Annotated in this window: 14 protein-coding genes; 6 read left to right on the top strand and 8 right to left on the bottom strand. The window is 71.2% G+C overall.

The genetic code is table 11. From position 1 onward, the window contains the following. The first annotated feature begins 221 nt into the window (after nt 1-221). From NMK34_RS04945 to otsB, 3 genes are all read left to right on the top strand, one after another. Nucleotides 222-662: a helix-turn-helix domain-containing protein gene (locus NMK34_RS04945; RefSeq protein WP_318332388.1), complete on the top strand. Its 441-nt coding sequence runs from the start codon at nt 222-224 to the stop codon at nt 660-662. A 163-nt stretch (nt 663-825) separates the two neighbouring features. After that, the gene (locus tag NMK34_RS04940; RefSeq protein ID WP_013284062.1) at nt 826-1179 is read left to right on the top strand and encodes a hypothetical protein; all 354 of its coding nucleotides are present in this window, start codon (nt 826-828) and stop codon (nt 1177-1179) included. 69 nt (nt 1180-1248) lie between these two features. Continuing rightward, complete coding sequence (otsB, locus tag NMK34_RS04935; RefSeq protein WP_318332387.1) at nt 1249-2073, top strand: trehalose-phosphatase; 825 nt, start codon at nt 1249-1251, stop codon at nt 2071-2073. 156 nt (nt 2074-2229) lie between these two features. Here otsB and NMK34_RS04930 read toward each other — a convergent pair whose 3' ends face one another. The 4 genes from NMK34_RS04930 to NMK34_RS04915 form a co-directional block, all read right to left on the bottom strand. Beyond that, nucleotides 2230-3000, bottom strand: coding sequence for an isoprenyl transferase (locus NMK34_RS04930; protein WP_013284060.1), 771 nt, complete (start codon nt 2998-3000; stop codon nt 2230-2232). Nucleotides 3001-3031: 31 nt separating this feature from the next. Beyond that, nucleotides 3032-4192, bottom strand: a complete 1161-nt coding sequence (locus NMK34_RS04925) for a geranylgeranyl reductase family protein (protein ID WP_318332386.1) — start codon at nt 4190-4192, stop codon at nt 3032-3034. Nucleotides 4193-4283: 91 nt separating this feature from the next. Continuing rightward, complete coding sequence (locus NMK34_RS04920; protein WP_318332385.1) at nt 4284-5141, bottom strand: hypothetical protein; 858 nt, start codon at nt 5139-5141, stop codon at nt 4284-4286. Nucleotides 5142-5181: 40 nt separating this feature from the next. Beyond that, on the bottom strand, nt 5182-7023 hold the full coding sequence (locus NMK34_RS04915; RefSeq protein WP_194798589.1) for a phosphoenolpyruvate carboxykinase (GTP): 1842 nt from the start codon (nt 7021-7023) through the stop codon (nt 5182-5184). A gap of 491 nt (nt 7024-7514) precedes the next feature. On the opposite strand from NMK34_RS04915, the gene NMK34_RS04905 reads away from it, so the two are divergent. Then, nucleotides 7515-8051 carry a GtrA family protein gene (locus NMK34_RS04905; protein WP_318336273.1) on the top strand — a complete coding sequence of 179 codons (537 nt, stop codon included), beginning with the start codon at nt 7515-7517 and terminating at the stop codon, nt 8049-8051. Between the two features lie 62 nt (nt 8052-8113). Further along, on the top strand, nt 8114-8809 hold the full coding sequence (locus NMK34_RS04900) for a GtrA family protein (RefSeq protein WP_318332384.1): 696 nt from the start codon (nt 8114-8116) through the stop codon (nt 8807-8809). A gap of 57 nt (nt 8810-8866) precedes the next feature. Here the strand turns inward: NMK34_RS04900 and NMK34_RS04895 are convergent, their stop codons facing one another. Next, complete coding sequence (locus NMK34_RS04895; RefSeq protein WP_318332383.1) at nt 8867-9436, bottom strand: PH domain-containing protein; 570 nt, start codon at nt 9434-9436, stop codon at nt 8867-8869. A gap of 187 nt (nt 9437-9623) precedes the next feature. Then, on the bottom strand, nt 9624-10496 hold the full coding sequence (locus NMK34_RS04890) for a biotin--[acetyl-CoA-carboxylase] ligase (RefSeq protein ID WP_318332382.1): 873 nt from the start codon (nt 10494-10496) through the stop codon (nt 9624-9626). Between the two features lie 72 nt (nt 10497-10568). Here NMK34_RS04890 and NMK34_RS04885 point away from each other — a divergent pair, with 72 nt between their 5' ends. Next, nucleotides 10569-12152, top strand: a complete 1584-nt coding sequence (locus NMK34_RS04885; protein WP_318332381.1) for an acyl-CoA carboxylase subunit beta — start codon at nt 10569-10571, stop codon at nt 12150-12152. 43 nt (nt 12153-12195) lie between these two features. Here NMK34_RS04885 and NMK34_RS04880 read toward each other — a convergent pair whose 3' ends face one another. Both NMK34_RS04880 and NMK34_RS04875 read right to left on the bottom strand, forming a co-directional pair. Continuing rightward, nucleotides 12196-13068, bottom strand: a complete 873-nt coding sequence (locus tag NMK34_RS04880; protein WP_318332380.1) for a hypothetical protein — start codon at nt 13066-13068, stop codon at nt 12196-12198. Further along, nucleotides 13061-13561, bottom strand: coding sequence for a SigE family RNA polymerase sigma factor (locus NMK34_RS04875; protein WP_318332379.1), 501 nt, complete (start codon nt 13559-13561; stop codon nt 13061-13063). The genes NMK34_RS04880 and NMK34_RS04875 overlap by 8 nt, the downstream gene beginning before the upstream one ends. Nucleotides 13562-13586: the final 25 nt, after the last annotated feature.

Genomic DNA, 13586 nt, shown 5'->3' with positions numbered 1-13586 from the left:
TCGTCTCAAGCACGTGACACACCGTAAGTTGTCTCATGAGCGTGACAGTATCAGCTTTTCAGGCCTTTGCCGCCGTACTGGCGTCCATCTATTCTGCCCGGGTGACACCCCTCAGGAGCAGCACTGGATCGTTTACCGGGAATCCGCGATCAGCGTCACGTCGGCGTGACAGCAGCGTGCCGAGCCGCCCTCCCGGGACCGACTGGCCGTACCGTCACGGGGTGACCGAGACGACCAACGCACGGAAGATCGCGTTCGCCACCTTCGTCCGGCGCGCGCTCGACGACGCCCGCGCGCTGCGGGCCTGGAGCGGCACCGAGGTCTCCCGGCGCACCGGCGTCTCCCGCCAGACCATCAACCGATGGGTACGCGGGGACTGGGCCAGCGACCCGGAGGCGGAACGCGTCGTCGCCTTCTGCGAGGGGCTGGGACTCGATCCGGCCGCCGCGTTCACCGCGCTCGGCTGGGACCGGACCACCGGACCGCGTACCGCGCCGGCCCCGCCCCCGATGGACCCGGACGTGGAGGCGCTGCTGCGCCGGCTGGTCGACCCGAACGTGTCCGACGCGGAGAAGTTCCACATTCGAGAAACCATTCGTTACCTCGCATATCGCCCGACTCTGCCGGGCGGTGTCCGAAATAGGGGTAAACAGGCCGGGTAGTTCCTCAGATGGCGAAAGAACGGAAGGTCGGACCCGATCGTTTCGCCGCGGGGACGGATCGGACCCGCTAGCGTCCACGTTTGTACTGCTAGGGGCTCGTCATCGGCGGGGGGACGGGACACAGCCGAACCCAGCCCTGCGGGACAGAAGGAGGGGTCTGTCCATGACCCTGAAATGGTTGGCAGTCGTGGTCGCGGTGGTGTCGCTGACATCGTGCGTGACCGGCAACGTGGTGGTCGGCGTACTGGACGGCGGGCAGCTTCCCCTGGTCGTCAACCTCTTCGCGCTCACCACAGCCGGCACCGCGGTGATCCTCGCCGTCGTCGCCGAGCTGCACGATCGACTAAACGACCGGGTCAGCGCGCTCACCGAGTTCCTGGTGGCGCGGCTCAACGAGATCGAGGCGCACACCGGCGACCGCAACACCGGCTTCGTGGAGGGCTACCTGCTCAGCCACGGGCAGGAGGCGGCAGTGGTGCCGTTCGGTCGCCGGGGACGAGGAGCCGCCGAACGCTGATCACCACGTCGTTCCGACGTCACATCTCGGCCACGAATACGCCGCCCGGCGCGGGGTACGCTGACGCGCGTGCCGCCGTTGAATCTGGGCAACCAGCAGCCGAAGACCCCGTTGAACGCGGAGCACGCCTGGCGTGCGACCGCCGCCCGCGCGGGTGACGTCGTCCTCTTCTTCGACTTCGACGGCACCCTGGCGCCCGTCGACGACGATCCCACGGCCGTGCGGCCCGCGCCCAACGTGCTCACCGCACTGGAGGCGCTCGCCCCGCACGTCCGCCGGATCGCCATCGTGTCCGCCCGCCCGGTGGACTTCCTCCGCGACCACCTCGGCGGCCTCGCCGGCATCGACCTGTACGGGCTCTACGGCCTGGAGCACAGCCACTCCGGCGGCGAGACGGTCACCGAGCCGGCCGCCCTGCCGTGGGTGCCGACCATGTCGGAGCTGGCCGAGCAGGCCCGGGCCGAACTGCCGCCCGGCGCGCTCGTCGAGTTCAAGCGGCTCTCCGTCGCGCTGCACTGGCGTACCGCGCCGCAGCTCGGCGACCTGGTGCAGGAGTGGGGCCGGGCCCAGGCCGAGCGGCTGGGACTGCGCGCCCAGCCGGGCCGGATGGTGCTGGAACTGAAGCCCCCTGTCGACCGGGACAAGGGCATGGTGATCGGCGAGACGGTCTGGGACGCCGGTGGCGCCTGGTACTTCGGTGACGACGTCTCCGACATCAAGGCGTTCGCCGCGCTGCGCGCCCGCGCCGCCGCCGATCCCGACTTCCTCGGTGTCTGCGTCGCCGTCGCCAACCCGGAGACCGGTCGAGAGGTGGCCGACGCCGCCGACCTGACCCTGGACTCCCCCGCCGCCCTGGCCGACTTCCTCACCGCCGCCCTCCCCCACCTCCGCTGACCCCCCGGCCCGCGCGGGCCGCGGCCTCTCCCCCGCGATCTTGCACTTTCGGCCCCGAGGGCGTGGCATATGCCCCCTTTGCCGGGGCAACAAGTGCAAGATCGCCGAGGCGGGACGGCGGGCGGAGGGCGAGGGCGGGCGGGAGGCGGCGGTGGGTCAGGTGCCGAAGCGGCGCTGGCGGGTGGCGTAGGAGCGCAGGGCCCGCAGGAAGTCGACCTTGCGGAAGTCGGGCCAGTTCAGCTCGCAGAAGTAGAACTCCGAGTGCGCGCTCTGCCAGAGCATGAACCCGGAGAGCCGCTGCTCGCCACTGGTCCGGATGATCAGATCCGGGTCCGGCAGCCCCTTCGTGTAGAGGTGCTCGGAGATGTGGTCGACGTTGATCGAGGTGGCCAGCTCCTCGATCGTGCCGCCGTTCGCCGCGTGCTCCACCAGCAGCGAGCGGACCGCGTCGGCGATCTCGCGCCGCCCGCCGTACCCGACCGCGATGTTGACCTGAGCCCCGCCGTCGCGGTCGCGGGTGCGTTCCTCGGCGGCCTTGAGCGCGGCGGCGTGCTGCGCCGGCAGTACGTCGAGCGCGCCGACCATCCGCAGCCGCCAGGGGTTGCCCTCCTCGGCCAGCTCGGTGGTGAGGTCCTCGATGATCTGGAGCAGCGGGTCCAGCTCGGCGGCCGGGCGGGACAGGTTGTCGGTGGAGAGCAGCCAGAGTGTGACGTGCCCGACGCCTGCCGCGTCGCACCATCGGAGCAGCTCCTTGATCCGCTCGGCGCCCATCCGGTGGCCGTCGTTCGGGTCGACGAAGCCCATCTCCCGGGCCCATCTGCGGTTGCCGTCGCACATCACGCCGACGTGTGCGGGTACGGGCTTGCCCGCGAGCTTCGCCGTCAGCCGGCGCTCGTACACGGAGTAGAGGAGTTTCCGCAGAGTCATCACCTTGCAGGGTAGCGACCCGCGGGAGAGATCAGTGTCTCGGTGGCGTATCACCTGACTGTGCGCCGGTCCGGCGCGGTCGCGGCAGGTCCGCCCCGATCGCCATCAGGGTGCGTGCATCCAGCCGGCCGTCGCCGAGTCCCAGCTCCACGACGGTGCGGTAGACGCGTTCGTCCCGCCGGGCCGCGCCGACCACCGCGTCGACCACCCGGCGCCGCCGGGCCAGCCACGCCGCGATCGAGCTGTGCCGCAGGTGGGTGCCGAGCCGGGCGCGCAGCGCGGCGGCGTACGCCCGGGCGGCCTCGGCCGGGGAGCCGGCCGCCGCCGCGCCGGCGAGTGCCCCGGAGCGCAGCGCGTAGAAGATGCCCTCGCCGGTGAACGGGTTGATCAGCGACAGCGCGTCCCCGGCCAGCACCACCCGTCCGCGGCCTGGCGCGGGCCGGTGGGTGGACAGCGGCAGGTGGTGCGCCCGCAGCCCGGTCACCGTGGCCGGGTCGACGTCGGGGAGCAGCGCGGCCATCCGGTCCAGCAGGTGCGCCCGGCTGAGCGGTTCGCCGCGCAACACCTCCCCGTACCCGACGTTCGCGCGACCGTCGCCGATCGGAAAGGCCCAGGCGTACGCGGGCCAGCGCGCCGCCGACGTGACGATGAGCTGTTCGGGCGGCCCGGCCGGCGCGGGAGCGTAGCCGCGGATGGCGAGCGCCAGGTGCCGGTCCGGGTTGACCGGGTGGCCGAGCGCGCGCCGTACCACCGATCCGGCGCCGTCCGCGCCGACCACCGCCCGCGCGGACAGTTCACCGTCGAGCAGCACCCGGCCGGCGGCGATCTCCACCCGGCGTACCGAGTGCCGCCGCAGCTCCGCGCCCGCCGCCACCGCCGCCGCGACCAGGCGTGCGTCGAACACCTCGCGGGGCACCGTGTATGCGGGCCGGGGCAGCGTCCGGGCGACGGTGCCACCACCGGGTCCGACCAGGCGCAGCGCGGGCAGCGGCGCGTAGCCGTCGACGGCGCCGGTCACGCCCAGCTCGGCGAGGACGTCCAGCGCGTGCGCGGCGATGCCGTCCCCGCAAGCCTTGTCGCGGGGGAAGTCGGACCTGTCGAGCAGCAGCACCCGCGCCGCCCCGGCACGACGCGCGCCGATCGCCGCGGCGGCCCCAGCGGGCCCCGCCCCCACCACCACGACGTCCCACATGTCCTCATCCTGCCCCGCCGCACCCCGCCCCGGGCGACGATCATGAGGTTGACGGCATCAACGGAGATCGAAATCGCCGCCACCTTCATGGTCAACGGGGTGTGGTGGGGGTGCGGGTGGCGCGGTGGAGGGAGTAGAAGGTGAGGGCGGCGGCCGTGACCAGGGGGGCGCCGTCGCGGATCAGGCCGTCGGTGCCGAGCAGCCACCAGCACAGCGGCAGGTCGATCACCAGGACGCCGAGCGTGACCACGACCAGGGCCTTGCGCGCCCACGGGCGGTCGCGGAGCAGGAACGCGGTACAGAACAGCACGGCGTAGCTGACCGCGATGCCCGCGCCGAACCAGAAGATCAATGCCGGTACGGCGGCCAGCCGCCCGTCCAGCACGGCACCCGTCGCCACCAGCGCCGGCACGAGCATCAGCGGACTGTAGGTGAACGCCGCGACCCGGGCGGTCAGCAGCCAGCCGTTCGCCTGCGGGCGCTTCGGCGCCACCTCCCGCCAGGCGATCGTCCCGCCCTCGACGACCAGACCCTTGCGGTGCCGGACCAGGTGGGCGCGGATCGCCTCGGAGCGGTACAGCAGCACCACCACAGCGACGCAGAGCGCGGTGAGCACGGCGAACCCGACCAGGCCGGGCAGCGCGGGCACCCCCTGCCGGGGCACGATCAGCCGCCCGACCGCGAAGATCGTGGTCACCGCCAGGATCAGCCCCAACGGCCGGGCGCCCACCCGGCCCTTGTTCACGTGGCCGATCAGCAGCAGGAAGCCGAGCGACCGGAGCATCGCCCAGCCGGTGCGTACGGCCAGACCGAACTCCTGCTCCGGGGCGTACCAGTAGTTGAGCAGCTCGACCACGACGGTGGCCGCCGCGGTCACGGCGAGCAGCGTGGTGAGCGCCCGGACGGCGGACGGCCGCCGGACCTCGACAGGTTCAGCGGCCGTCCTCATGGCATCCGATGTTGCCCGGCGCGGGCAACAGGCACACCTGTTACTTCTGCGGCTCCGCGTCCAGCCGGGCGCGCAGCGCGTCCAGCTCGGCCCAGAGCACGCCGGGGAGCTTGTCCCCGAACTTCTCGAACCACTCGGTGACCAGCGGCAGTTCGTTGCGCCACTCGTCCGCGTCGACCTTCAGCGCGATCCGGACGTCCTCCGGGGTCATGTCCAGACCCTCGACGTCGAGCGCGTCCTGCGCCGGCACCATGCCGATCGGCGTCTCCACCGCCTCGGCCCGGCCCTCCAGCCGCTCGATGACCCACTTGAGCACGCGGGAGTTCTCGCCGAAGCCCGGCCAGAGGAAGTTGCCCTCGGCGTCCTTGCGGAACCAGTTCACGTAGTAGATCTTGGGTAGCTTGGCCTCGTCGCCGTCCGCGCCCTTGCCCATCTCGATCCAGTGCCGGAAGTAGTCGCCGGCGTTGTAACCGATGAACGGCAGCATGGCCATCGGGTCGCGGCGGACCACGCCGACCGCGCCGGAGGCGGCGGCGGTCGTCTCCGAGGAGAGCGTGGCGCCCATGTAGACGCCGTGCACCCAGTCGCGGGCCTCGGTGACCAGCGGGATGGTGTCCCGGCGGCGGCCACCGAACAGGATCGCGTCGATCGGCACGCCGTTCGGGTCGTAGTAGTCGTCGGCCAGGATCGGGCACTGCGTGATCGGCGTGCAGAAACGGCTGTTCGCGTGCGAGGAGAGGTTCTCGCTCTCCGGCGTCCAGTCGTTGCCCTTCCAGTCGATCAGGTGCGCCGGCGGCTCACCCATGCCCTCCCACCAGATGTCGCCGTCGTCGGTGAGCGCCACGTTGGTGAAGATGGAGTTGCCCCGGTCCAGCGTCCGCATGGCGTTGGCGTTGGTCTTCCAGTCGGTGCCGGGCGCGACGCCGAACAGGCCGTACTCGGGGTTGACCGCGTAGAGGCGGCCGTCCGCGCCGAACCGCATCCAGGCGATGTCGTCGCCGATGGTCTCGACCTTCCAGCCCGGGATGGTCGGCTCCAGCATGGCGAGGTTGGTCTTGCCGCAGGCCGACGGGAAGGCGCCGGCGATGTGGTAGACCTTGCCCTCCGGCGAGGTGATCTTGAGGATCAGCATGTGCTCGGCCAGCCAGCCCTCGTCGCGCCCCATCACGCTGGCGATACGCAGCGAGTAGCACTTCTTGCCCAGCAGCGAGTTGCCGCCGTAGCCGGAGCCGTAGGACCAGATCTCCCGGGTCTCCGGGAAGTGCGAGATGTACTTGGTCTCGTTGCACGGCCACGCCACGTCCTGCTCGCCCGGCGCGAGCGGGGCGCCGATGGAGTGCAGCGCGTGCACGAAGTCGGCGTCGTCGCCCATCGCCTCCAGGACCGAAGACCCCATCCGGGTCATGATCCGCATCGAGGCGACGACGTACGGGCTGTCGGTGATCTCCACGCCGAACATGGGGTTCTCGGCCTCGACCGGGCCCATGCAGAACGGGATGACGTACATGGTGCGCCCGCGCATGCTGCCGCGGTACAGCTCCGTCATCGTCCGCTTCATCTCGGCCGGCGCCATCCAGTTGTTGGTCGGGCCGGCGTCCGCCTCGTCGGCGGAGCAGATGAAGGTGCGCTCCTCCACCCGGGCGACGTCCGTGGGGTCGGTACGCGCGTAGAACGAGTTGGGCTTCTTCTCGGGATTCAGTCGGATCAGGGTGCCGTTCTCGACGAGTTCGTCGGTGAGGCGGCGCCACTCCTCATCAGACCCGTCCACCCAGACCACGCGGTCGGGGGTGGTCAGTTCCGCGACCTCACGTACCCAGGCCAGCAGCTTGGGGTGGGATGTCGGGGCCTGATCGATACCCCGAACAGCAGCCGGAGCAACCATGTCACTTCTCCTTGTGGTCGACGCTGACCGATCTATGGGGTGCACGAGTTCCGGCGGGCTGGTACGCCGCCTCGTGGAAACCTGGGATTGGGCTCAGCGTAAACCGGACTGCCTCGTCAGTCAGTGGGACTGGTTGTGAAGAACTGCACAAGGTACGGCCACGCTGCGGCATCACGATCTGATACCCGCTTTCGCGCGCAGTTTCACGCAAATCCTGCGGTGAACCTTCGACGGCCGGGTCCGGCACCGGAGTGACACGGACGTCCGATCGCGGGGAAGCGTACGAACATGTCGCGAAAGACGATTCCGTGATGCGCTCCACAGATTCGCACAGCGCGTTACGCTCTGCTCACGGACATCGAGAACGGGCGACGCCTCTCCGACCCGGGCGGCCCGCGGGCGACGGCCGCGGCGAAGCCGTCGTGGCCGACTCGCCGTTGGAGTCCGCCCGGTTACCGCCCAACCGGTACTCTCGGCGGGTGGCCGCGACGATGACCGGAGACCAACCGGGGGCTCCGCAGACCCGCCGGGGTCCGATCGGAGCACTGCTCGACCGTTTCGGTCACCTCATCCACGAGCTGAGCAAGTTCGCCACCGTCGGCGGGCTCGCCTTCGTCGTGGACTTCATCCTCTTCAACTACCTGTCCAGCGGCCGGGACATGCCGCCGCTGGCCGCGAAGACCATCTCCACGGTGATCGCCGCGACAGTCGCCTTCGTCGGCAACCGGTTCTGGACGTGGCGGCACCGGCAGCGGTCGAACCCGGCCCGCGAGTACGCCCTGTTCTTCTTCTTCAACGCGGTCGGCCTCGGCATCGCGGTGGCCTGCCTGGCGATCAGCCACTACGGGCTCGGCGCGATCTGGCCCGCGGTGTTCCAGACCCCCCTGGCCGACAACCTCGCCAGCTTCATCGTCGGCACCGGCCTGGGAACGCTCTTCCGGTTCTGGTCGTACCGACGGTTCGTCTTCGTCGAGGCGGGAACACCTCCCGTTCCGGCAACGAGCCACGACCGAGAGTCCGGGGCGTGACGAACCGCCCATCCCGACCCGCCGGGCCCAGCCGGCCCAGCCAACTGCCTAAGGTGTTCCGCATGCCTGGAGTCCGTCTGCTGCCCGAGCGCTGGCAGAAGTTCATCCACGAGGCGCTCAAATTCGGCATCGTCGGCGGCATCAACACCGTCATCAATTACGCGGTGTTCAATGCGCTGGCACTCACGGTTTTCCGTGACGGCCAGCTGAAGGCGACAGTGATCGCGACGATTGTCGCCACGATCACGTCGTATCTGATGAATCGTCACTGGACGTACCGTGATCGACCGAAATCGGCACTCCGGCGCGAATACGTCCTGTTCTTCCTCTTCAACGGTGCTGGTCTGCTCATCGAGCTCGGCGTCCTGGCCCTGGCCAAGTACGGCCTCGGCGTCCACGGCCTGCTCGCGCTGAACGTCGCCAAGACCATCGGTGTCCTGCTGGCCACGCTGTTCCGCTTCTGGTCCTACCGGACGTTCGTCTTCCAGCCCGTCCCCAAGCACGCCGAGGAGACCTGGCACTCGGTGCCGCGTGACGAGTGGGACAACGTCGCCGAGATGGACCCGGTGGCCGAGCTGGCCGAGTCGGTCAGCGAGCTGGAGGAGGAGGAACCGCCTCCCGGCACCGGCCGGGCACCCGACTTCCCGCCACCGCGTGGTCGCCCCGCACCGGCGGACGCCGGACTCGGTGGGGCGCTCGACGCCGACCTGGACGCCGAACTCGCCGCGGAACTCCAGCCCCGCCGCGCCCGCCGCTGAACCACGAGAAGGCCGGCACCCCCGAACTGGGGGACCGGCCTTCTCCGTCGAACGCGTTCAGGGCTGCTCGCGCAGGGACTTGCCCTCGGTCATGTCGGCCAGGATCTCGCGCATCTCGCCGTCACCCAGGCTGTGCTTGTCGTGGTGCGCCTCGACCAGCTCGTAGAGCTTCGTCTGCACCCTGTCCACGCCCGGCACGTCGTGCAGCACCGACTGGCCGCGCTCACCCGCCGACTCGATGGTCAGCGTGCCGCAGCCGAGCAGCCGCTCCACGAAACGCTGATGCATGGCGTGGTCGTTGATCCGGGTCAGCGGCAGGTCCCGCCGGTTGCGCGACAGCACCCCCTGCTGGAGCAGCACCCGCTCGTTTGTGAACAGGTAGTGCGTGGTGCGCCAGACCAGAAACGGCCACAGACCCAGCCACAGCACCAGCGCCAGGGCGACCACGGCGATCGCGTAGAGCGCGATCGTGCCGCCGCTGCCGTCGGGCAGCAGGAGCCAGCCGGCGACGACCGCCGCGACGGCGAGCACGAGCACCAGGACCGGCCGGATCAGGGCCTTCCAGTGCGGGTGCAGGTGCAACACGACGTGCTCGTCCTCGGTGAGCACGTCTTCGGGGAACGCCACGGGGGAACCTCCTCGCAGAACAGGACGCGCTGACCGTAACCGGTCGGCGCACCCGGTCGGCATCGGCCGCGCGGACGGTGGCCCGTGGTTGTGCGGGCGGCGGCCCGCGGTTGTGCGGGGCGGCGGCCCGCGGCTGTTAAGAAGGGGCCCTTCCTCTACCGGAGGCGTTAATAGGGGGCCCTTCCTTTCACCGCAGGTGCAGCACGTCGCCTGCCGCCAGCCGCAGCGTCTCGGCGCCCGTCTCCACCAGGAGCTGCCCGTCGGCGTCCACACCGGTGGCCGTACCGCGCGCCTCGCTGCCGTCGGGCAGCAGCACCCGTACCTGGCGGCCGATGGTGGCGCACCCGGCCAGGTACGCCTCGCGCAACCCGCTGGCCTCCGCGTCCCCTCCGGCGTCACGCCAACGCTCGTACCAGTCGGCGAGCGCGCGCAGCAGCGCCCGCAGCAGCGGATCCCGGTCGGTGGCGGTGGCGCCGGCGAGCTGGAGCGAGGTGGCCGGCAGCCCGGTCGGGTTCTCCGGCAGCTCGTCGGCGCGCAGCGTCACGTTCAGCCCGACACCGACCACGATCGCCGGCGGCCTGTCGTTCTCCCCCGGCACCGCCTCGGCGAGCACCCCGGCGCACTTCGCGCCGTCCACCAGCAGGTCGTTCGGCCACTTCAGCCGCGCGTCCAGCTCGGCCAGCAGGCGTACCGCCTCGACCAGCGCGACACCGGCGAGCAGCGGCAGCCAGCCGTACCCGGTGACCGGCACCGGCGCCCAGCCGCGCTCGGGGACCGCCTCTCCGGGCCGCAGCAGCACGCTCGTGGCGAGACCGGCGCGCGGCGGCGACTGCCAGACGCGGCCTCGCCGGCCCCGGCCGGACGTCTGCCGCTCGGCGACCACCACCAGGCCCTCCGGCTCGCCGGCGCGCGCCGCGGCCACCGCGTCGGCGTTCGTCGAGCCGGTCTCGGCCAGCAGTTCCAGGCGGCGCCAGGGCCCGTGCGGCGCGACCAACGCGCGCCGCAGCCGGGCCGCCGACAGCGGCGGTCGGTCCAGATCGGTGTACGGCGAGCCGGGCATCCCGCCAGCCTACGGCCCGAGTGAGGCGCACTGCACAGCCTCTTCGACCTGAACCATCGTTATATTCCCCTGGTGACTACCGAGACCGGGTTCAACATCCACACGACCGCCGGCAAGCTGGCGGACCTGGAGCGACGGCTCGACGAGGCGGTGCACGCCGGGTCGGCACGCGCGGTCGAGAAGCAGCACGCGCGGGGCAAGAAGACCGCCCGCGAGCGGATCGAGATGCTCCTCGACGAGGGCTCGTTCGTCGAGCTGGACGAGTTCGCCCGGCACCGCTCGACCAACTTCGGGCTGGAGAGGACCCGCCCGTACGGGGACGGCGTGGTGACCGGCTACGGCACCGTCGACGGCCGGCAGGTCTGCGTCTTCTCACAGGACTTCACCGTCTTCGGCGGCTCCCTCGGCGAGGTCTTCGGCGAGAAGATCGTCAAGCTGATGGACCTCGCCATGAAGATCGGCTGCCCGGTGGTCGGCATCAACGACTCCGGCGGCGCACGGATCCAGGAGGGCGTCACGTCCCTCGGCCTCTACGGCGAGATCTTCTTCCGCAACGTCCGGGCCAGCGGCGTCATCCCGCAGATCTCGCTCATCATGGGCCCGTGCGCGGGCGGCGCCGTCTACTCCCCGGCGGTCACCGACTTCACCGTCATGGTCGACCAGACCTCGCACATGTTCATCACCGGTCCCGACGTGATCAAGACGGTCACCGGCGAGGACGTGGGCATGGAGGAGCTGGGCGGCGCCCGTACCCACAACACCCGCAGCGGCAACGCGCACTACCTCGGCAGCGACGAGGAGGACGCGATCGAGTACGTCAAGGCGCTGCTGTCGTACCTGCCGTCGAACAACCTGGACGAGCCGCCGGTCTTCGACGCGCCCGCGATCCTCGACGTCACGGACTCCGACCGCGAGCTGGACACGCTGATCCCGGACTCGGCGAACCAGCCGTACGACATGCACCGGGTCATCGAGCACGTGCTCGACGACGGCGAGTTCCTCGAGGTGCAGCCGCTGTACGCGCAGAACATGGTGGTCGGTTTCGGCCGCGTCGAGGGGCGCCCGGTGGGTGTGGTGGCGAACCAGCCGATGCAGTTCGCCGGCACGCTCGACATCGCCGCGTCGGAGAAGGCGGCCCGGTTCGTGCGCACCTGCGACGCGTTCAACGTCCCGGTGCTCACCTTCGTGGACGTGCCCGGCTTCCTGCCCGGCACCGGTCAGGAGTGGGACGGCATCATCCGCCGCGGCGCGAAGCTCATCTACGCGTACGCCGAGGCCACCGTCCCGAAGGTCACCGTCATCACCCGCAAGGCGTACGGCGGCGCGTACGACGTGATGGGCTCCAAGCACCTGGGCGCGGACCTGAACTTCGCCTGGCCGACCGCGCAGATCGCGGTGATGGGCGCGCAGGGCGCGGTGAACATCCTCTACCGCTCGGAGCTGGCGAACGCCGAGGATCCGGCCGCCGTCCGCGCCGAGAAGATCGCCGAGTACGAGGACACGCTCGCCAACCCGTACATCGCCGCCGAGCGCGGCTACGTGGACGGGGTGATCCCGCCGCACGAGACGCGTACCCAGATCGTGCGGGCGCTGCGGGTGCTGCGCACCAAGCGCGAGACGCTGCCGCCGAAGAAGCACGGCAACATCCCGCTGTAGCCGGCCCGGTGCCCCCGCCGCTGAGGTGGCGGGGGCACCGGCGTCAGCAGCCCGGGTTCGCGGCCACGCACATCCGCTCGGCCGCGACCCTCGCCAGATCTCGCAGGGCCACCTCGTCGCCGCCCGCGCCGGTGCGCAGCACCGTGACGAGGTCACCGACCCGCACCACCGCCTGCTCCCTCGGCGGGCTCCCGGGACCGAGCGACGCTCCGGTGTCCAGCCGCCGGCCCTTCCCGACGGTGTGCCGCACGAGCACCGACTCGTCGCCGGCGAAGCCGCTGTCGACCGCCTGCCAGGAGTGGACGACCTCCGCCTGGATCCGCTTGCCCTTCACCTCCACGGGGCCGGCGGATCGCCACGTGCGGCAGGGCGCCAGCAGCGCGGGCAGCCCGTCGAACAGCCGCTCACCGTCCTGCGCCGCGAGCCGGTAGACGTCCTGAAGGGCCACCGGCTGCCGGTCCGACGGATCGCTGCTGCCCGGCCGCTGCCGCAGGAGGGTCACCGACCGCGAATAGCGGGACTTCACCCACTCCGTCCGCAGGCCCTGATCCTGCCGGCAGACCTCCAGCAACTGGTCCAGCCGGATCTCCTCGTCGAGGCCGGCGTCGTTCCACGGCGTCGTGCCGGCCGGCCGCAGGTCGGACGGTTGCAGCAACGCCTCGGCGGGCACATCCGTGGCGCTCCACGGGGTGACCGACGGACTGGCGGCGACCGGGGCCGGCGCCGGTGGGGCGGCACGACCGGCCGCCACGAACGCGGTCCCGGAGGTGAGCGCGAGCACCGTCACCGCCGCGGCGGCCACCGTGCGGCGGCTGCGGCGCCGGGCACGTGCCCGCAACTCGGCCGGTTCCGCCCAGCGTACGTTGCGCAGGTCCCGCTGCATCACGTCGATGAACGCCAGGTCGTCGTCACGCATCGGCGGGCTCCTCCAGATCCACGACCGCGAGCAGTTCGGCCAGGGCGGCTCGGCCCCGGGACAGACGCGCCTTGACCGTGCCGACCGGCGCCTCGGTCTCCCGGGCGACCTCGGCGACCGGCATGCCGAGCAGGTAGTACAGCGCGAGGGCGACGCGTTGTTCCTCGGGCAGCCGCCGCAACGCCGCCACCACCTCGACCGTGTCGGTGCTCGGGGCCGGCATGCTCTCCTCGGCGCCGTGCCGCAGGTAGGCGCGCGCCCGGCTGCGCAGGCTGCGCCAGCGGCTCACCGCGATCCGGCTCGCCACCACCCGCACCCACGCCTCCGGGTCGTCGTACCCGCGCACTGTGGACCACCGCTGCCAGGCCCTGATGTACGCCTCCTGCACGGCGTCCTGCGCCTCGGCGAGGTTGCCGGTGAGCACGTAGACGAACCCGAGCAGCCGTTGCCGGCTGCCCCGGTAGAACTCGTCGAACCCGTCGACCTCCGGCACCTGCTACCTCCCGAGTGGCGGTCGC

The sequence above is a fragment of the Micromonospora sp. BRA006-A genome, from assembly GCF_033433935.1.
Lineage (GTDB): Bacteria > Actinomycetota > Actinomycetes > Mycobacteriales > Micromonosporaceae > Micromonospora > Micromonospora aurantiaca.
Note: the sequence above shows the minus strand (reverse complement) of the source record. Positions and strands in the feature narration are given on the sequence as shown.